General features: G+C 51.6%; 12 protein-coding genes. 8 read left to right on the top strand and 4 right to left on the bottom strand.

Going from position 1 to position 19,850, the window contains the following annotated elements:
* Positions 1 to 4: 4 nt before the first annotated feature.
* From cmoM to gloC, 7 genes are all read left to right on the top strand, one after another.
* Positions 5 to 790, top strand: a complete 786-nt coding sequence (gene cmoM, locus D9736_RS09840; RefSeq protein ID WP_130258243.1) for a tRNA uridine 5-oxyacetic acid(34) methyltransferase CmoM — start codon at positions 5 to 7, stop codon at positions 788 to 790.
* Positions 787 to 2,109 carry a chromosome partition protein MukF gene (gene mukF, locus D9736_RS09845; RefSeq protein ID WP_130205341.1) on the top strand — a complete coding sequence of 441 codons (1,323 nt, stop codon included), beginning with the start codon at positions 787 to 789 and terminating at the stop codon, positions 2,107 to 2,109. The genes cmoM and mukF overlap by 4 nt, the downstream gene beginning before the upstream one ends.
* Positions 2,090 to 2,794, top strand: a complete 705-nt coding sequence (mukE, locus tag D9736_RS09850; protein WP_130258244.1) for a chromosome partition protein MukE — start codon at positions 2,090 to 2,092, stop codon at positions 2,792 to 2,794. Before mukF ends, mukE begins: the two co-directional genes overlap by 20 nt.
* Positions 2,794 to 7,254, top strand: a complete 4,461-nt coding sequence (gene mukB / locus D9736_RS09855; protein WP_130258245.1) for a chromosome partition protein MukB — start codon at positions 2,794 to 2,796, stop codon at positions 7,252 to 7,254. Before mukE ends, mukB begins: the two co-directional genes overlap by 1 nt.
* 257 nt (positions 7,255 to 7,511) lie before the next feature.
* The gene (gene ldtD, locus D9736_RS09860) at positions 7,512 to 9,359 is read left to right on the top strand and encodes a L,D-transpeptidase (RefSeq protein WP_130258246.1); all 1,848 of its coding nucleotides are present in this window, start codon (positions 7,512 to 7,514) and stop codon (positions 9,357 to 9,359) included.
* A 180-nt stretch (positions 9,360 to 9,539) separates the two neighbouring features.
* Positions 9,540 to 10,088, top strand: coding sequence for a YcbK family protein (locus tag D9736_RS09865; protein WP_130205347.1), 549 nt, complete (start codon positions 9,540 to 9,542; stop codon positions 10,086 to 10,088).
* Positions 10,089 to 10,114: 26 nt separating this feature from the next.
* The gene (gloC, locus tag D9736_RS09870) at positions 10,115 to 10,762 is read left to right on the top strand and encodes a hydroxyacylglutathione hydrolase GloC (RefSeq protein WP_130205349.1); all 648 of its coding nucleotides are present in this window, start codon (positions 10,115 to 10,117) and stop codon (positions 10,760 to 10,762) included.
* Positions 10,763 to 10,983: 221 nt separating this feature from the next.
* On the opposite strand, the gene aspC is transcribed toward gloC, so the two are convergent.
* The 4 genes from aspC to pncB form a co-directional block, all read right to left on the bottom strand.
* The gene (gene aspC, locus D9736_RS09875) at positions 10,984 to 12,174 is read right to left on the bottom strand and encodes an aspartate transaminase (protein WP_130205351.1); all 1,191 of its coding nucleotides are present in this window, start codon (positions 12,172 to 12,174) and stop codon (positions 10,984 to 10,986) included.
* 183 nt (positions 12,175 to 12,357) lie between these two features.
* Positions 12,358 to 13,428: a porin OmpF gene (ompF, locus tag D9736_RS09880; protein ID WP_130205353.1), complete on the bottom strand. Its 1,071-nt coding sequence runs from the start codon at positions 13,426 to 13,428 to the stop codon at positions 12,358 to 12,360.
* A gap of 603 nt (positions 13,429 to 14,031) precedes the next feature.
* Entirely contained in the window at positions 14,032 to 15,432 is a 1,401-nt protein-coding gene (gene asnS, locus D9736_RS09885; RefSeq protein ID WP_130205355.1) for an asparagine--tRNA ligase, read from the bottom strand.
* Positions 15,433 to 15,600: 168 nt separating this feature from the next.
* On the bottom strand, positions 15,601 to 16,803 hold the full coding sequence (gene pncB, locus D9736_RS09890; protein ID WP_130205357.1) for a nicotinate phosphoribosyltransferase: 1,203 nt from the start codon (positions 16,801 to 16,803) through the stop codon (positions 15,601 to 15,603).
* A 265-nt stretch (positions 16,804 to 17,068) separates the two neighbouring features.
* Between pncB and pepN the strand changes: the two genes are divergently transcribed.
* A complete protein-coding gene (gene pepN / locus D9736_RS09895) occupies positions 17,069 to 19,681 on the top strand; it encodes an aminopeptidase N (RefSeq protein WP_130258247.1) in 2,613 nt (870 codons plus the stop codon).
* The last annotated feature ends 169 nt before the right edge of the window (positions 19,682 to 19,850 follow it).

The following is a 19,850-nucleotide window of genomic DNA, read 5'->3' on the forward strand; positions in this document are numbered from 1 at the left end:
AGCAATGCAGGATCGCAATTTTGATGATATTGCGGAAAAGTTTTCCCGTAACATTTACGGCACCACCAAAGGGCAGCTTCGACAGGCTATTCTGTGGCAGGATCTCGATCGCGTGCTGGCGGAAATGGGCCCGCAAAAACTGCGTGTGCTGGATGCTGGCGGTGGAGAAGGGCAGACCGCAATCAAAATGGCCGAGCGCGGGCATCAGGTCATTTTATGCGATCTCTCTGCGCAGATGATCGACCGCGCAAAACAGGCGGCAGAAGTAAAAGGTGTGAGCGACAACATGCAATTTATACATTGCGCCGCTCAGGATGTTGCTTCACATTTGGAAACGCCCGTTGATCTGATATTGTTCCATGCGGTGCTGGAGTGGGTGGCCGATCCCCGCAGCGTATTGCAGACCCTGTGGTCAGTGTTGCGTCCAGGCGGCGTGTTGTCATTAATGTTCTACAATGCGCACGGCTTGCTGATGCATAACATGGTCGCCGGGAATTTTGATTACGTGCAGGCGGGAATGCCGAAAAAGAAAAAACGGACGCTTTCGCCAGATTATCCACGCGACCCGGCGCAGGTTTATCTGTGGCTGGAAGAAGCTGGTTGGCAAATTATGGGTAAGACAGGCGTTCGCGTGTTTCATGATTATCTGCGTGAAAAGCACCAACAGCGCGACAGCTATGAAGCATTACTTGAATTAGAAACGCGTTATTGCCGTCAGGAACCGTATATTAACCTGGGGCGTTATATTCATGTCACCGCGCACAAACCGCAGAGCAAGGATAAAGTATGAGTGAATTATCCCAGACAGTCCCCGAACTGGTTGCCTGGGCCAGAAAAAATGACTTCTCCATCTCGCTGCCGGTAGACCGACTCTCTTTTCTGCTGGCGGTTGCCACGCTGAATGGCGAGCGTCTTGATGGTGAGATGAGTGAGGGCGAGCTGGTGGATGCGTTCCGCCATGTGAGTGATGCGTTTGAGCAAACCAGCGAAACCATCGGCGTGCGCGCCAACAACGCGATCAACGATATGGTGCGTCAACGTCTGCTGAACCGCTTTACCAGCGAGCAGGCGGAAGGGAATGCTATTTATCGCCTGACGCCGCTCGGCATCGGCATTACTGACTACTACATCCGTCAGCGCGAGTTTTCTACGTTGCGCCTTTCTATGCAGTTGTCGATTGTGGCGGGTGAGTTAAAACGTGCAGCCGATGCCGCCGAAGAGGGCGGTGATGAATTTCACTGGCACCGCAACGTCTATGCGCCGCTGAAATATTCGGTAGCGGAAATTTTCGACAGCATCGACCTGACGCAACGTCTGATGGACGAACAGCAGCAGCAGGTGAAGGACGATATCGCCCAGTTGCTGAATAAAGACTGGCGGGCGGCGATCTCCAGCTGTGAATTGTTGCTTTCGGAAACTTCCGGAACGCTGCGTGAATTGCAGGATACGCTGGAAGCAGCAGGCGATAAATTGCAGGCCAACCTGTTGCGCATTCAGGATGCGACGATGACCCATGACGACCTGCATTTTGTCGATCGTCTGGTGTTCGATCTGCAAAGTAAGCTCGATCGTATTATCAGCTGGGGGCAGCAATCCATCGACTTGTGGATTGGCTACGATCGCCACGTACACAAATTTATTCGTACCGCTATCGATATGGATAAAAACCGCGTCTTTGCCCAGCGTTTACGTCAGTCGGTACAAACCTATTTTGATGAGCCGTGGGCGCTGACTTACGCCAATGCCGATCGTCTGCTGGACATGCGTGACGAAGAGATGGCACTGCGCGATGAAGAAGTGACCGGGGAACTTCCGCCAGATTTAGAGTACGAAGAGTTTAACGAGATCCGCGAACAACTCGCCGCGATTATCGAAGAGCAGCTCGCCGTCTATAAAACCAGACAAGTGCCACTGGATCTTGGTCTGGTGGTACGCGAATATCTGGCGCAGTATCCGCGTGCGCGTCACTTTGACGTCGCGCGTATTGTTATTGATCAGGCGGTACGCCTCGGCGTAGCGCAAGCAGACTTCACCGGACTGCCAGCGAAATGGCAGCCGATTAATGATTACGGAGCCAAGGTACAGGCGCATGTCATCGACAAATATTGAACAAGTGATGCCGGTTAAGCTGGCGCAGGCGCTGGCGAATCCGTTATTTCCGGCGCTGGATAGCGCCTTACGTTCAGGCCGCCATATTGGCCTCGACGAACTGGATAATCATGCTTTCCTGATGGATTTTCAGGAATATCTGGAAGAGTTTTACGCGCGTTATAACGTGGAGTTAATCCGCGCGCCGGAAGGTTTCTTCTATTTACGTCCACGTTCCACCACCATCATCCCACGTTCCGTATTGTCTGAACTGGACATGATGGTCGGTAAAATCCTCTGTTATCTCTATCTCAGCCCGGAACGGCTGGCGAACGAGGGGATTTTTACTCAGCAGGAACTGTATGACGAACTGCTCACTCTGGCCGATGAAGCAAAATTGCTGAAACTGGTGAACAATCGTTCTACCGGTTCAGACGTTGACCGCCAGAAGTTGCAGGAAAAAGTACGCTCTTCGCTCAACCGTCTGCGTCGCTTAGGCATGGTGTGGTTTATGGGCCACGACAGCAGCAAGTTCCGCATTACCGAATCGGTGTTCCGTTTTGGTGCCGATGTGCGTGCGGGCGACGATCCGCGTGAAGCACAACGTCGTCTGATTCGCGATGGCGAAGCAATGTCGCTGGAAAATCACCTGCAACTCAATGACGAAACTGAAGAGAGTCAGCCAGATAGCGGAGAGGAAGAATAATGATTGAACGCGGTAAATTTCGCTCACTGACGCTGATTAACTGGAACGGCTTTTTTGCCCGAACTTTTGACCTGGATGAGCTGGTTACGACACTTTCCGGCGGTAACGGTGCGGGTAAATCTACTACCATGGCGGCGTTCGTTACGGCGCTGATCCCCGACCTGACCTTGCTGCATTTCCGTAACACTACGGAAGCCGGGGCCACCAGCGGTTCGCGCGATAAAGGTCTGCACGGTAAGCTGAAAGCGGGTGTCTGTTATTCGATGCTCGATACCATTAACTCGCGCCACCAGCGCGTGGTGGTCGGTGTGCGTCTGCAACAGGTTGCCGGACGCGATCGTAAAGTGGATATCAAGCCGTTTGCCATTCAGGGACTGCCGATGTCGGTGCAGCCGACACAGCTGGTGACCGAATCCCTGAACGAACGTCAGGCGCGCGTGCTGCCGCTTAACGAGCTGAAAGACAAGCTCGAGGCGATGGAAGGCGTGCAGTTTAAACAGTTCAACTCCATTACCGATTACCACTCGCTGATGTTCGATCTGGGCATCATCGCGCGTCGTCTGCGCTCAGCGTCTGATCGTAGTAAATTCTATCGTCTGATCGAAGCCTCGCTGTATGGCGGGATCTCCAGCGCCATTACCCGTTCTCTGCGCGACTACCTGCTGCCGGAAAACAGCGGTGTGCGTAAAGCGTTCCAGGACATGGAAGCGGCGCTGCGTGAAAACCGCATGACGCTGGAAGCGATTCGCGTCACCCAGTCGGACCGTGACCTGTTTAAGCATCTGATCAGCGAAGCCACCAACTACGTGGCGGCGGACTACATGCGTCACGCCAACGAGCGCCGTGTCCATCTCGATAAAGCGCTGGAGTTTCGTCGCGAGCTACATACTTCGCGTCAGCAACTGGCGGCGGAGCAGTACAAACATGTCGATATGGCGCGTGAACTGGCAGAGCACAACGGTGCCGAGGGCGATCTGGAAGCGGATTATCAGGCGGCCAGCGATCACCTGAACCTGGTGCAAACCGCTTTGCGTCAGCAGGAGAAAATCGAACGCTACGAAGCGGACCTCGATGAACTGCAGATCCGTCTGGAAGAGCAAAATGAAGTGGTGGCAGAAGCCATCGAGCGCCAGGAAGATAACGAAGCGCGCGCGGAAGCCGCCGAACTGGAAGTGGACGAGCTGAAAAGTCAGCTTGCTGACTATCAGCAGGCGCTGGACGTCCAGCAAACGCGTGCGATCCAGTACAACCAGGCGATTGCTGCGCTTAATCGCGCCAAAGAACTGTGCCATCTGCCGGACTTAACCGCCGACAGCGCCGCCGAATGGCTGGAAACCTTCCAGGCGAAAGAGCTGGAAGCGACCGAAAAAATGCTCTCTCTTGAGCAGAAAATGAGCATGGCGCAAACTGCGCACAGCCAGTTTGAGCAGGCTTATCAGCTGGTGGTTGCAATCAACGGCCCGCTGGCGCGTAACGAGGCGTGGGATGTCGCCCGCGAACTGCTGCGCGAAGGGGTCGATCAGCGTCACCTGGCAGAGCAGGTTCAGCCACTGCGGATGCGCTTAAGCGAACTGGAACAACGTCTGCGCGAGCAGCAAGAAGCTGAGCGTCTGCTGGCAGATTTCTGCAAACGTCAGGGCAAGAATTTTGATATCGACGAACTGGAAGCCCTGCATCAGGAACTGGAAGCGCGTATTGCCTCTCTTTCTGACAGCGTTTCCAACGCCCGTGAAGAGCGTATGGCACTGCGTCAGGAACAGGAACAGCTGCAATCCCGTATTCAGAGCCTAATGCAGCGTGCGCCGGTTTGGCTGGCAGCGCAAAACAGCCTCAATCAGTTGAGCGAGCAGTGCGGTGAAGAGTTCACCTGCAGCCAGGACGTCACCGAATATCTGCAACAACTGCTGGAGCGTGAGCGCGAAGCGATTGTTGAACGTGATGAAGTGGGCGCGCGCAAAAACGCTGTCGATGAAGAGATCGAACGTTTAAGCCAGCCAGGCGGCTCCGAAGACCAGCGTCTGAATGCGCTGGCGGAACGCTTTGGCGGCGTGCTGCTGTCAGAAATTTATGACGACGTTAGCCTGGAAGATGCACCGTACTTCTCGGCGTTGTATGGCCCGTCTCGCCACGCCATTGTGGTGCCGGATCTGTCACAGGTGGCCGAACAGCTGGAAGGCTTAACCGATTGCCCGGAAGATCTCTACTTGATCGAGGGAGATCCGCAGTCGTTCGATGATAGCGTGTTCAACGTCGATGAGCTGGAAAAAGCGGTGGTGGTGAAAACCGCCGAGCGTCAGTGGCGTTATTCACGTTTCCCGGAAGTGCCGCTGTTTGGTCGCGCGGCGCGTGAAAGCCGGATCGAAAGCCTGCACGCCGAGCGCGAATTGCTCTCTGAACGCTTTGCTACGCTCTCCTTTGATGTTCAGAAAACCCAGCGACTGCATCAGGCATTCAGCCGCTTTATTGGCAGCCATCTGGCAGTGGCGTTTGAGTCCGATCCGGAAGCCGAAATTCGCCAACTGAACAGCCGTCGTGTCGAACTGGAGCGGGCGTTGAGTAATCATGAAAATGATAACCAGCAGCAGCGAATTCAGTTTGAGCAGGCGAAAGAGGGCGTTGCGGCACTGAACCGTATCCTGCCGCGTCTCAACCTGTTGGCGGATGACTCACTGGCGGATCGTGTCGATGAAATCCGCGAACGTCTTGATGAAGCTCAGGAAGCTGCGCGTTTTGTTCAGCAGTTTGGCAACCAACTGGCGAAACTGGAGCCGATCGTTTCTGTGTTGCAGAGCGACCCGGAACAGTTCGAACAGTTAAAAGAAGATTACGCGTATTCTCAGCAGATGCAGCGCGATGCCCGTCAACAGGCATTTGCCCTGACTGAAGTGGTGCAGCGTCGTGCGCACTTTAGCTACTCTGACTCGGCAGAAATGCTTAGTGGGAACAGCGATCTCAACGAAAAACTGCGCGAACGTCTGGAGCAGGCGGAAGCGGAACGTACTCGTGCTCGTGAAGCGTTGCGCGGCCACGCTGCGCAGTTGAGTCAGTACAACCAGGTACTGGCTTCGCTGAAAAGTTCTTACGACACCAAAAAAGAGCTGCTCAACGATCTGCAACGTGAACTGCAGGATATCGGCGTGCGCGCCGATAGCGGGGCAGAAGAGCGGGCGCGTATTCGTCGTGACGAATTGCATGCGCAACTGAGCAATAACCGTTCACGCCGCAATCAACTGGAAAAAGCGCTGACCTTCTGCGAGGCGGAGATGGACAACCTGACCCGCAAACTGCGCAAGCTGGAACGTGATTACTTTGAGATGCGCGAGCAGGTAGTGACCGCCAAAGCGGGCTGGTGTGCGGTAATGCGCATGGTGAAAGATAATGGCGTTGAACGCCGCTTACACCGTCGTGAGTTGGCTTATCTCTCTGCCGATGATTTACGTTCCATGTCGGATAAGGCGTTAGGTGCGCTGCGTCTGGCGGTGGCGGATAACGAACATCTGCGCGACGTGCTGCGCATGTCGGAAGATCCAAAACGACCTGAGCGCAAAATCCAGTTCTTCGTGGCGGTTTATCAGCATCTGCGCGAACGTATTCGCCAGGATATTATTCGTACCGATGATCCGGTGGAAGCTATCGAGCAGATGGAAATCGAACTCAGCCGTCTGACCGAAGAGTTAACTTCTCGCGAACAGAAACTGGCGATCAGCTCCCGCAGTGTGGCGAACATCATTCGCAAAACCATTCAGCGCGAACAGAACCGAATCCGCATGCTCAACCAGGGCTTGCAGAGCGTATCGTTCGGTCAGGTGAACAGTGTGCGTCTGAACGTGAACGTGCGTGAAACCCACGCCATGTTGCTTGACGTGCTTTCAGAACAGCATGAGCAACATCAGGATCTGTTCAAGAGCAACCGCCTGACCTTCTCGGAAGCTCTGGCAAAACTGTATCAGCGACTTAACCCACAAATTGATATGGGCCAGCGCACGCCGCAGACCATTGGTGAAGAACTTCTGGATTACCGTAACTACCTGGAGATGGAAGTTGAGGTTAACCGTGGTTCCGATGGCTGGCTGCGCGCGGAGTCTGGCGCACTGTCGACCGGTGAGGCTATCGGTACGGGTATGTCGATTCTGGTGATGGTAGTACAGAGCTGGGAAGATGAATCTCGCCGCCTGCGCGGTAAAGATATCTCTCCTTGCCGTCTGCTATTCCTCGATGAAGCTGCGCGACTGGATGCCCGTTCCATCGCCACGCTGTTTGAATTGTGTGAGCGTTTGCAAATGCAGCTCATCATCGCGGCACCTGAAAATATCAGCCCGGAGAAAGGCACCACCTATAAACTGGTGCGTAAAGTCTTCCAGAATACCGAACACGTTCACGTAGTCGGCCTGCGAGGATTTGCGCCGCAACTCCCTGAAACGCTTCCAGGAACAGATGAAGCGCCTTCTCAGGCAAGTTAAGTTCAAGGCGGCAGCGATGCCGCCTTTTTTTTCGAAAAACTCCGTTTCTGCACTAAAAAAATGCCGCATTATGGCGCGCTTTTCTTTAAACTTCTTTACATTAGGTTGTGTAAAAACGTACCGACGTTTATATACTGAAGGTAAGCTTGATAAGTAACAGGCTTGCTCGTCATACTTTCATGAGTATTGGCGTTGTAAAGGCAGTTAAGATAAAACAGCCTGGCTATTCAGAGTATGATAAAAACAGGGGGCAAGGGATGTTGCTTAACATGATGTGTGGTCGTCGGCTTTCGGCAATCAGTTTGTGCCTGGCCGTAACATTCGCTCCACTGTTCAGTGTGCAGGCTGATGAGCCTGAGGTTATCCCTGGTGACAGCCCGGTGGCTGTAAGTGAACAGGGAGATGTACTGCCGCAGGCGCAAGCCACGGCAATAATGGCGGGGATCCAACCGCTACCTGAAGGTGCGGCAGAAAAGGCCCGCACGCAAATTGAATCACAATTACCTGCAGGTTATAAGCCGGTTTATCTTAACCAGCTTCAACTCTTGTATGCAGCACGCGATATGCAGCCGATGTGGGAAAATCGTGATGCAGTTAAAACTTTCCAGCAGCAGTTGGCGGAAGTGGCGATTGCCGGTTTTCAACCGCAGTTTAACAAATGGGTGGAGTTACTGACTAACCCTGGCGTTAACGGTATGGCACGTGATGTGGTGCTATCGGATGCAATGATGGGGTATCTCCATTTCGTCGCAAACATTCCGGTCAAAGGTACCCGCTGGCTGTACAGCAGTAAACCTTATGCGCTCTCAACACCGCCGCTCTCGGTCATTAACCATTGGCAGGTGGCGCTGGATAACGGTCAACTGACCACGTTTGTCACAGGGTTGGCACCACAGCATCCGCAATATTCAGCAATGCATGAATCTTTGCTGAACTTATTGAGTGATTCCAAACCGTGGCCGCAACTGACCGGTAAAGCAACGCTACGCCCTGGTCAATGGAGTAACGATGTCCCGGCGCTGCGCGAGATTTTGCAGCGTACAGGTATGCTCGAAGGTGGGCCGAAAATAGCACTGCCGGGCGATGAAACATCGACAGGCGCGGTAGTTAGTCCGTCTGCCGCTGCAATCGAAACAGCCGAAACTAAGCCGATGGATAAGCAAACTACAGCTCGCAGTAAATCTGCGCCAGCCGTCCGAGCTGCTTATGATAATGAGCTGGTGGAAGCCGTGAAACGTTTTCAGGCATGGCAAGGCTTAGGGGCAGATGGCTCTATTGGCCCGGCAACGCGAGACTGGTTAAACGTCACGCCTGCACAGCGAGCGGGCGTGCTGGCGCTCAATATCCAGCGATTGCGCTTGCTACCATCCGAGCTTTCTACTGGCATTATGGTTAACATTCCGGCCTATTCGCTGGTCTATTATCAGAACGGCAATCAAGTGCTGGATTCACGGGTCATTGTCGGTCGTCCCGATCGCAAAACGCCGATGATGAGCAGTGCCTTAAACAATGTGGTGGTAAACCCGCCGTGGAACGTACCACCGACGCTGGCACGCAAAGATATTCTGCCAAAGGTGCGTAACGATCCTGGTTATCTGGAAAGTCATGGCTATACGGTGATGCGCGGCTGGAACAGCAAAGATGCGCTTGACCCGTGGCAGATTGACTGGTCGACGATAACCGCATCGAATTTGCCGTTCCGCTTCCAGCAAGCTCCTGGTCCGCGAAATTCGCTAGGACGGTATAAATTTAATATGCCGAGTTCAGACGCTATCTATTTGCATGACACGCCGAATCACAATCTTTTCAAACGTGAAACGCGCGCGTTGAGTTCTGGCTGTGTACGGGTGAATAAGGCGTCGGATCTGGCAAATATGCTGCTGCAGGATGCTGGCTGGAATGACAAGCGTATCTCCGATGCTCTGAAGCGGGGTGATACCCGTTACGTTAATATTCGTCAATCGATACCGGTTAATCTTTACTATCTGACCGCCTTTGTTGGTGCAGATGGTCGTACCCAATATCGTACAGATATTTACAATTATGATCTGCCTGCACGATCCAGCTCGCAAATTGTCTCAAAAGCGGAACAATTAATCAGATAAATGAAGTAGTTCGGGAAAATCTGTTGTCGTAATAATTGGCATGTTCGGGGGCTATTCTCTGTAGCCCCCGTCGCTGCTGGGGGTGAGTCATCTTGACGTCAGCTTTATGGGCGGTTAAGGTGCCTCTTGTGCGCCAGAAGTGCATATAAACGATAACATTGACCTGTAGACTTGATTATCATGGACAAATTCGACGCTAATCGCCGCAAACTACTGGCGCTTGGTGGCGTTGCACTTGGTGCCGCCATCCTGCCGACGCCTTCATTTGCGACACTCTCTACCCCACGTCCGCGCATTTTGACACTTAACAATCTCCATACCGGAGAGTCAATTAAGGCGGAGTTTTTCGATGGCAGAGGCTATATTCAGGAAGAATTGGCAAAACTAAACCATTTTTTCCGCGATTTCCGCGCGAACAAAATAAGGTCCATCGACCCAGGATTATTCGACCAGTTATATCGCCTGCAAGGGTTGTTAGGCACTCGCAAGCCAGTACAGCTCATATCTGGCTACCGTTCGATTGACACCAATAATGAATTACGCGCCCACAGCCGTGGAGTAGCAAAGAAAAGCTATCACACTAAAGGGCAGGCGATGGACTTCCATATTGAAGGTATTGCGTTAAGCAATATACGCAAAGCAGCGTTATCTATGCGCGCAGGTGGTGTAGGATATTACCCACGCAGTAACTTTGTGCATATTGATACCGGGCCAGCGCGGCACTGGTAACAATCGCTTAACGAAACAGGGGCAGTATGAACTATCGTATTATTCCGGTCACCGCATTTTCCCAGAACTGTTCATTGATCTGGTGTGAGCAAACTCGCCTGGCCGCACTGGTTGATCCGGGCGGCGATGCGGAAAAAATCAAACAGGAAGTTGACGCCAGCGGTCTGACGCTAATGCAGATCCTGCTGACGCATGGTCATCTGGACCACGTTGGCGCAGCGGCGGAACTGGCACAACACTACGGCGTGCCAGTGCTTGGCCCGGAAAAAGAAGATGAGTTCTGGCTGCAAGGCTTGCCTGCGCAGAGTCGCATGTTTGGCCTGGAAGAGTGTCAGCCATTAACGCCAGATCGCTGGCTGAATGAAGGCGACACTATCAGCATAGGGAATGTGACTTTACAGGTGTTACATTGCCCAGGGCATACGCCAGGCCATGTGGTTTTCTTTGATAATCAGGCAAAACTGTTGATTTCTGGCGACGTCCTTTTCAAAGGCGGAGTAGGGCGCAGTGACTTCCCACGAGGCGATCACAATCAACTGATTTCTTCAATCAAAGATAAATTGCTGCCATTGGGGGATGACGTGACATTTATTCCAGGTCACGGACCATTATCCACTCTTGGTTATGAGCGCCTGCATAATCCCTTCCTGCAAGACGAAATGCCCGTCTGGTAAAAGCGCATAAAAAAGTCCGCTTTTAATGCGGGCCTGGATTTCTGGCAAAGTGCGCTTTGTTTATGCCGGATGCGGCACGAGCGCCTTATCCGGCCTACAAAATCGTGCAAATTCAAAATATTGCAGGGGACGCATAGGTCTGATAAGCGTAGCGCATCAGGCAATGTTGCGTTTGTCATCAGTCTCAGCCCGCTTTCAGCGGGCTGCATTGGTTTTAACGCTTACAGCACAGCCACAATCGCTTCGCACAGCGGCGCCATGTTATCTGGCGTCATTCCGGCCACGTTTACGCGACCAGAAGCAACAGCATACACGCCAAACTCTTCACGCAGACGCAGTACCTGTTCTTTTGTCAGACCACTGAAAGAGAACATACCATTCTGTTTGATGATAAAGCTAAAGTCGCGGTTTGCGCCTTTCTCCTGCAGTGTATTAACAAATAACTGACGCATACGCTGAATACGCTGGCGCATATCGGTCAGCTCTTGTTCCCAGATCGCACGCAAAGCCTCGTTGCTCAGGATCGTAGCAACAACCGAAGCCCCGTGAGCCGGTGGGTTAGAATAGTTTGCACGAATTACTGCTTTCATCTGGCTGAATGCACGATCGACAGTTTCACTGTCTGCGGCAACCAGAGTACAAGCGCCAACACGCTCGTTGTACAGGCCAAAGTTCTTAGAGTAGGAACTGGCGACGATCAGCTCTTTATGCAGAGCCGCGAAAGCGCGCAGACCTTCAGCATCCTCTTCCAGACCACGGGCGAAACCCTGGTAAGCGAAGTCAAATAGCGGCAGCCAGCCTTTCTCAACAGAAAGCTGCGCCAGTGTTTGCCATTGCTCCAGTGTAGGATCGATGCCGGTAGGGTTATGGCAGCAGCCGTGGAACAGGACAACGTCACCAGCCTGAGCTTCGTTCAGACTGTTAACTAAAGCGTCGAAGTCCAGAGTGTGATTTTCCGCATCGTAATAAGCGTATTCACGAACTTCCAGACCCGCAGAGTTAAATACGCTCTTATGGTTTGGCCAGCTTGGGTTGCTCACCCACACACGCTTAACGCTGGTATTTTTTGCCAGGAAATCGGCAGCTACACGTAATGCACCGGTACCACCTGGGGTCTGGGCTGTACGTGCGCGTTTGTCATTGATTAAGGCGCTACCTTTACCAAACAGCAGTTCCTGAGTACAACGACCAAATTCAGGAATACCGTCAATGCCGAGGTAGTTTTTGGTGGTTTCATTTTCGAGCAGATACTGTTCAGCCTTTTTAACGCTGGTCAATACCGGGGTTTTGCCCGTCTCATCTTTATAGACACCAATCCCGAGGTTAATTTTGCCGGGACGTTCATCGGCACGAAACAGATCGGCCAGGCCCAGAATCGGGTCGGCAGGAGCGGCGGTAATGTTCTCAAACATGACGAGGTTCCATTATGGTTACAGAAGGGAAGTCCGCTATCAGGGTAACGGGAGATTTACAAAATTCCAACTATTACTGATGAAAACGCAGGCTGTTTTTTCAAGACGTGAGATTGCTCTGGAAGGCATAAAAAAACAGGACCAAAGTCCTGTTTTTTCGGCATTTAACAAAGAGGTCTGCTATTAGAACTGGTAAACGATACCTACAGCAACGGTATCATCAGAACCTACGCCCAGTTTGTTGTCAGAATCGATCTGGTTGATGATGTAGTCAACATAAGTGGACATGTTTTTGTTGAAGTAGTAGGTTGCGCCCACTTCAACGTAGTTCACCAGATCAACATCACCGATGCCTTCTACGTCTTTCGCTTTAGATTTGGTGTAAGCGATGGACGGACGCAGACCAAAGTCAAACTGGTATTGCGCAACTAACAGAACGTCTTGCGTTTTGTTGGCAAAGCCACCAGTGATCGGGGTAGCGTTACGGGTTTCACCGTAGTTTGCAGCCAGGTAGATGTTATTTGCATCATACTTCAGACCAGTTGCCCACTGTTCAGCTTTTTTACCCTGGCCGAGAGGCTGAGCTTCTTGCAGGTCGGTGCGGTCAGCTGCACCATAAGCACCAACGATACCAAAGCCTTCGAATTCGTAGCTGATGGAACCGCCAACACCGTCGCCGTTAGAACGACGTGCAGTGTCACGCTCGTTTTTACCCAGATACTGAACAGCGAAGTTCAGGCCATCAACCAGACCAAAGAAGTTGGAGTTACGGTAAGTTGCAACGCCGCCAACACGACCTACGAAGAAGTCATCGCTGTATGCGGTATCACCACCGAACTCTGGCAGCATATCGGTGTAGCCCAGTGCGTCATAAACAACACCGTAATTACGACCATAATCGAAAGAACCTACGTCAGCGTATTTCAGACCAGCGAATGCCAGACGGGTTTTGTTGCCAGTTTGAGCGTCAGCACCTTCAGAGTTATTACCCTGGAAGTTGTATTCCCACTGACCATAACCGGTCAGATCGGAATTGATTTGAGTTTCCCCTTTAAAACCAAGACGGGCATAGGTCATGTCACCATTGCCACCGTAACTGTTTTCACCGTTATCCTTGGAAAAATAATGCAGACCGACAGCTTTACCGTACAGATCTACTTTATTGCCATCTTTGTTATAGATTTCTGCAGCGTTTGCAGTACCTGCTACTAACAGAGCAGGGACAATCACTGCCAGAATATTGCGCTTCATCATTATTTATTACCCTCATGGTTTTTTTTATAACACCTGCCACTGCCGCCAATAAGTTCTGTCAATGAATCTTTACGGAACTATTGATGAGAGTTTGGTGTTTTATGTATCTGCAGGCATCTTTCCATTCAAACTAACGTTTCGCTACCGTGAAAGTGCTACAAAGATAAAGATATAGTTACAAAAAGCAAAAATGTGTAACCAATAGTAAAATTTAAGGAACTTTGTGAACGCCGTCATATTTCCATTGGACTTTAATGATATTTGCAGTGGATTTTATCTATTTATATGATTTCCTTATATTTAAATTAACTAAACGAAAATTTTCTTTCTGATCATTTATCCCCGCATTCACACTGAATCACGCTTTCAGGCGTCCAGAAAGCCAAAAATAAGTATAAAAATTGTGCTATCAGCTAAGAAATTGCTAATCCGCAATAAGACTGTGGGTTAATTTTTTGTTCGCAAATATTTCAGAGAAATATTCCGTAACAGGAAGAGGGGCCTTGAGGGGTTGCAAATAGATTGATTGACTTAACAAACAGATAACTTGACAGAAGGGGATGAAAAAAGAGCCAGCGTGCGCTGGCTCTTTCAGGAAGTGAATTAGAAGCTGGCGTTACGCGGGGTACGTGGGAAAGGAATCACGTCACGCACGTTCTGTACGCCGGTCACGTAGGCAATCAGGCGTTCAAAGCCAAGACCGAAACCGGAATGTGGAACAGTACCGTAGCGACGCAGATCGCGATACCACCAGTAATCTTCTTTGTTCAGGCCCATCTCCAGCATGCGCTCGTCCAGCACGTCCAGACGCTCTTCACGCTGCGAACCACCAATGATCTCACCGATACCCGGCGCCAGAACGTCCATTGCGGCAACGGTTTTACCGTCTTCGTTAAGGCGCATATAGAACGCTTTAATGTCTTTCGGATAGTTTTTAACCACCACCGGTGCTTTAAAGTGTTCTTCCGCCAGATAACGCTCGTGCTCAGAAGAGAGATCGACGCCCCAGTAAACCGGGTTTTCAAATTTCTTACCGCAGTTTTCAAGGATGGTGACTGCTTCGGTGTAATCAACCTGGGCGAAGTCTGCTTCAATGAAACGTTCCAGGCGGCTTACAGCATCTTTGTCCACGCGTTCAGCGAAGAATTTCATGTCGTCAGCACGTTCTTCGAGAACTGCTTTGAAGACATATTTCAGCATGGCTTCAGCCAGACCGGCGATATCGTTCAGATTAGCAAACGCGACTTCTGGCTCCAGCATCCAGAATTCCGCCAGGTGACGACTGGTGTTGGAGTTTTCAGCACGGAATGTCGGGCCGAAGGTATAAATTTTCGACAGCGCACAGGCATAAGTTTCGCCGTTCAACTGGCCGGATACGGTCAGGAAAGACTCTTTACCGAAGAAGTCTTTGTCGAAATCCACTTTGCCCTGATCGTTACGCGGCAGGTTTTCCAGATCCAGCGTTGAAACGCGGAACATTTCGCCAGCGCCTTCGGTATCGGACGCGGTAATCAGCGGCGTAGAAACCCAGAAGAAGCCCTGCTCGTTAAAGAAGCGATGCAGTGCCTGTGCCAGCGTGTGGCGAACGCGTGCTACTGCGCCAATCAGGTTGGTACGCGGACGCAGGTGAGCGACTTCACGCAGATATTCGATGCTGTGGCGTTTTGCGGCCATCGGGTAAGTGTCTGGATCTTCAACCCAACCGGCAACTTCAACGTTGCTGGCCTGAATTTCAAATTGTTGCCCCTGGCCCGGCGATGCCACGACTTTACCCGTCACAATGACCGAGCAACCGGTGGTCAGACGCAGTACGTCTTCATTGTAATTGGGCAGAGAATTATTGATGACAGCCTGTACAGGATCAAAGCAGGAACCGTCATAAACGGCGAGGAAGGAGATGCCAGCTTTTGAATCTCGGCGGGTACGTACCCATCCGCGCACGGTGACTTCGCTGTCAACGGCTATGCGGCCCTGGAGTACGTCGGCTACAGGCACAACGCTCATAATATTCTCTCTGTTAATAGTCGGAAAAAATAAACACTTGTCCACCCGTCAATGGGGGGATACCTATGTTACCTGGCATCTGCAATCAGACAAGCAGAATTCGCAGATGGGACAAAAGATTTCGGAATAAAAGGTAAAAAAGGGAGCCGTTATGGCTCCCTGATGATATTAACTGGCTTTTTTAATGTGCGGAAGGTCGAATGCTTTACGTAGCGCGCGGACAAACGCTTTGTCATGGCAGATAGTTTTGCCAGGGCTGTCAGAAAGTTTCGCCACCGGTTTACCGTTACACTCCACCAGTTTAATCACGATATTCAGGGGTTTTACCTGAGGAATATCACAAGTCAGGCGTGTGCCAATGCCAAAACTTAATTGCACGCGAGAAGAGAAATGGCGATAAAGCTCAACCGCTTTAGGTAAATCCAGATTGTCGGAGAAAACCAGTATTTTGCTTTGCGGATCAATCCCCAGTTTCTCATAATGTGCAATCGCTTTTTCGCCCCATTCTACCGGGTCGCCAGAGTCATGACGCAAGCCCTGATAGCGGCTGGCAAACTCCACGCCGAAATCACGTAAGAATGCATCCATCGTAATACAGTCGGTTAACGCAATCCCCAGTTGATCGGGATACTCTTCCAGCCAGGCAGCAAGTGCAGCTCGCTGGCTGTTGGCAAGGTCCGGGCTGATTTGCTGATGTGCCTGGAACCATTCGTGTGCCTGGGTTCCCATCGGCGTGAGGGAAAGTCGACGCGCCAGATCGTAGTTGCTGGTGCCAACGAACCACTTTTCCTGTTGTAGGCGTTTAACGATGGTTTCTTGTACTTCGCGAGAAAAACGGCGGCGAGTGCCGAAATCCATCAGATGGAAGCGCGACATATCAAGGTCGGCGGTTAACGCCGAGAAGTTGACTAACTTGCTTTCCAGAGTGTCGAGGGCTTGCGCAACGTCGGCCTGCGGTGAGCGATAGCGATGTACCAGTTCACTAATGACCGCCAGCAAAGGAACTTCCCATAGGATGACTTCACGCCACGGACCGCTTAAACGAATATCCAGCTTACCGTTATCGTTGCTAACAGTGACCTGTTCCGGATTAAAGCGAAATTCACGCAGCCAGTCGAGATAGTCGGCTTTAAAGAAAGGCAGGGCAGAGAGCCACTGATATTCATCATCCCGCAGGCACAAGTTTTCCATCGCCTGAACCTGTTCACGAATAGCATCGGCATAAATACCCAGCAGATCGTCACCACGGCAACGAAACTCCGCCGCGACATGCACATCATAGTAGTGATGAAACACGGCTTGCTGCATATGCAACTTATAAGCATCTGTATCCAGCAACGAGTGCAGAACAGGAGAAGCGAATTGTGTCATAGGTGCGCAGTAGCGTCCTCTTACGGGAGCGTTTAGTACAATAAACATCTTAGGAAACTGCTGGAGTATACCTTGTTTCGCAATTTATTGAACCCCGATCACACCATATGCCACCTTTATGGTCGATAGCGTTGCGCTGTGTATGTTATACAAATGTAGCAATAAAAGCGTTTGTACCTGAAAAGATGAAGATTCTGCGTAGCGAGATTTACGCAACAGGAATAGACTGAACACCAGACTCTATAAAAGATGCTAAAGGTTATTTATGACTCAACAGCCACAAGCCAAATACCGTCACGATTATCGTGCGCCGGATTACCAGATTACTGATATTGACTTGACCTTTGACCTGGACGCGCAAAAGACGGTAGTTACCGCAGTCAGCCAGGCTGTCCGTCACGGTGCATCAGATGCACCGCTTCGTCTTGATGGCGAAGATCTTAAACTGGTTTCTATTCATATTAATGATGAGCCGTGGACCGCCTGGAAAGAAGAAGAGGGCGCACTGGTCATCAGTAATTTACCGGAGTGTTTTACGCTCAAGATTGTTAATGAAATTAGTCCGGCAGCGAATACCGCGCTGGAAGGACTTTATCAGTCAGGCGATGCGCTTTGCACCCAGTGTGAAGCCGAAGGTTTCCGCCATATTACGTATTATCTTGACCGCCCGGACGTGCTGGCGCGTTTTACCACCAAAATTATTGCCGATAAAACCAAATATCCATTCCTGCTTTCCAACGGTAACCGCGTTGCGCAAGGCGAACTGGAAAACGGACGTCATTGGGTACAGTGGCAGGACCCGTTCCCGAAACCGTGCTACCTGTTTGCGCTGGTGGCAGGCGACTTTGATGTACTGCGCGACACCTTCACCACGCGTTCTGGTCGCGAAGTAGCGCTGGAGCTGTACGTCGATCGCGGCAACCTTGATCGCGCTCCGTGGGCGATGACCTCGCTGAAAAACTCCATGAAGTGGGATGAAGAACGCTTCGGCCTGGAGTATGACCTCGACATCTATATGATCGTCGCGGTGGATTTCTTCAATATGGGCGCAATGGAGAATAAGGGTCTGAATATCTTTAACTCCAAATATGTGCTGGCGCGCACCGACACCGCCACCGATAAAGATTACCTTGATATTGAGCGCGTTATTGGTCACGAATATTTCCATAACTGGACCGGTAACCGTGTGACCTGCCGCGACTGGTTCCAGCTCAGCCTGAAAGAAGGTTTAACCGTCTTCCGCGATCAGGAATTCAGCTCTGACCTTGGTTCCCGCGCGGTAAACCGTATCAATAATGTGCGCACCATGCGCGGATTGCAGTTTGCGGAAGATGCCAGCCCGATGGCGCACCCAATCCGCCCGGACATGGTTATTGAGATGAACAACTTCTACACCCTGACCGTTTACGAGAAGGGCGCGGAAGTGATTCGTATGATCCACACCCTGCTGGGCGAAGAAAACTTCCAGAAAGGGATGCAGCTCTATTTCGAGCGCCATGATGGTAGCGCAGCGACCTGTGACGACTTTGTTCAGGCAATGGAAGATGCGTCGAATGTCGATCTCTCCCATTTCCGCCGTTGGTACAGCCAGTCCGGCACGCCGATTGTGACCGTTAAAGACGACTACAATCCGGAAACTGAGCAGTACACCCTGACTATCAGCCAGCGCACGCCAGCCACACCGGATCAGGCAGAAAAACAGCCGCTGCATATTCCGTTTGCCATCGAACTGTATGACAACGAAGGCAAAGTGATCCCGTTGCAGAAAGGCGGTCACCCGGTGAATTCCGTGCTGAACGTCACCCAGGCGGAACAGACCTTTGTCTTTGATAATGTCTACTTCCAGCCGGTGCCTGCGCTGCTGTGCGAATTCTCTGCGCCAGTGAAACTGGAATATAAGTGGAGCGATCAGCAACTGACCTTCCTGATGCGTCATGCGCGTAATGATTTTTCCCGCTGGGATGCGGCGCAAAGCCTGCTGGCGACCTACATCAAGCTGAACGTCGCCCGTCATCAGCAAGGACAGCCGCTGTCTCTGCCGGTGCATGTGGCTGATGCTTTCCGCGCGGTGCTACTCGATGAGAAGATTGACCCGGCACTGGCGGCAGAAATCCTCACGCTGCCATCCGTCAATGAAATGGCGGAACTGTTCGATATCATTGATCCGATTGCTATTGCCGAAGTGCGCGAAGCACTCACCCGTACTCTGGCGACTGAACTGGCGGATGAGCTGCTGGCAATCTATAACGCGAATTACCAGAGCGAGTATCGCGTTGAGCATGAAGATATTGCGAAACGCACTCTGCGTAATGCCTGCCTGCGCTTCCTCGCTTTTGGTGAAACGCATCTGGCTGATGTGCTGGTGAGCAAGCAGTTCCACGAAGCGAACAATATGACCGATGCGCTGGCGGCGCTCTCTGCGGCGGTTGCTGCGCAGTTGCCATGCCGTGACAAGTTGATGCAGGAATACGACGATAAGTGGCATCAGGACGGTCTGGTGATGGATAAATGGTTTATCCTGCAAGCTACCAGCCCGGCGGCGAATGTGCTGGAGACGGTGCGAGGCCTGTTGCAGCATCGCTCATTTACCATGAGTAACCCGAACCGTATTCGTTCGTTGATTGGCGCGTTTGCGGGCAGCAACCCGGCAGCGTTCCATGCCGAAGATGGCAGCGGTTACCAGTTCCTGGTGGAAATGCTTACTGACCTGAACAGCCGTAACCCGCAGGTGGCTTCACGTCTGATTGAGCCGTTGATTCGCCTGAAACGTTACGATGCCAAACGTCAGGAGAAAATGCGCGCGGCGCTGGAACAGTTGAAAGGGCTGGAAAATCTCTCTGGCGATCTGTACGAGAAGATAACTAAAGCTCTGGCTTGATACAAACATGCCTGATGCGACGCTGACGCGTCTTATCAGGCCTACAAACCCGCTGAAATTGCTGGTTTTGTAGGCCGGATAAGGCGTTCACGCCGCATCCGGCAACCGTGTCCAACTGCCTGATGCGACGCTTGACGCGTCTTATCAGGCCTACAAACCCGTTGAAATT

It is taken from the genome of Escherichia sp. E10V10 (genome assembly GCF_004211985.1).
In the GTDB taxonomy this organism is placed as follows: domain Bacteria; phylum Pseudomonadota; class Gammaproteobacteria; order Enterobacterales; family Enterobacteriaceae; genus Escherichia.

Bases quoted from the DNA above. Each gene is read 5' to 3' on its own strand.
- asnS (WP_130205355.1), bottom strand. From the start codon at position 15,432: ATGAGCGTTGTGCCTGTAGCCGACGTACTCCAGGGCCGCATAGCCGTT.
- mukB (WP_130258245.1), top strand. From the start codon at position 2,794: ATGATTGAACGCGGTAAATTTCGCTCACTGACGCTGATTAACTGGAAC.
- cmoM (WP_130258243.1), top strand. From the start codon at position 5: ATGCAGGATCGCAATTTTGATGATATTGCGGAAAAGTTTTCCCGTAAC.
- mukF (WP_130205341.1), top strand. From the start codon at position 787: ATGAGTGAATTATCCCAGACAGTCCCCGAACTGGTTGCCTGGGCCAGA.
- mukE (WP_130258244.1), top strand. From the start codon at position 2,090: ATGTCATCGACAAATATTGAACAAGTGATGCCGGTTAAGCTGGCGCAG.
- gloC (WP_130205349.1), top strand. From the start codon at position 10,115: ATGAACTATCGTATTATTCCGGTCACCGCATTTTCCCAGAACTGTTCA.
- D9736_RS09865 (WP_130205347.1), top strand. From the start codon at position 9,540: ATGGACAAATTCGACGCTAATCGCCGCAAACTACTGGCGCTTGGTGGC.
- pncB (WP_130205357.1), bottom strand. From the start codon at position 16,803: ATGACACAATTCGCTTCTCCTGTTCTGCACTCGTTGCTGGATACAGAT.
- aspC (WP_130205351.1), bottom strand. From the start codon at position 12,174: ATGTTTGAGAACATTACCGCCGCTCCTGCCGACCCGATTCTGGGCCTG.
- pepN (WP_130258247.1), top strand. From the start codon at position 17,069: ATGACTCAACAGCCACAAGCCAAATACCGTCACGATTATCGTGCGCCG.
- ldtD (WP_130258246.1), top strand. From the start codon at position 7,512: ATGTTGCTTAACATGATGTGTGGTCGTCGGCTTTCGGCAATCAGTTTG.
- ompF (WP_130205353.1), bottom strand. From the start codon at position 13,428: ATGATGAAGCGCAATATTCTGGCAGTGATTGTCCCTGCTCTGTTAGTA.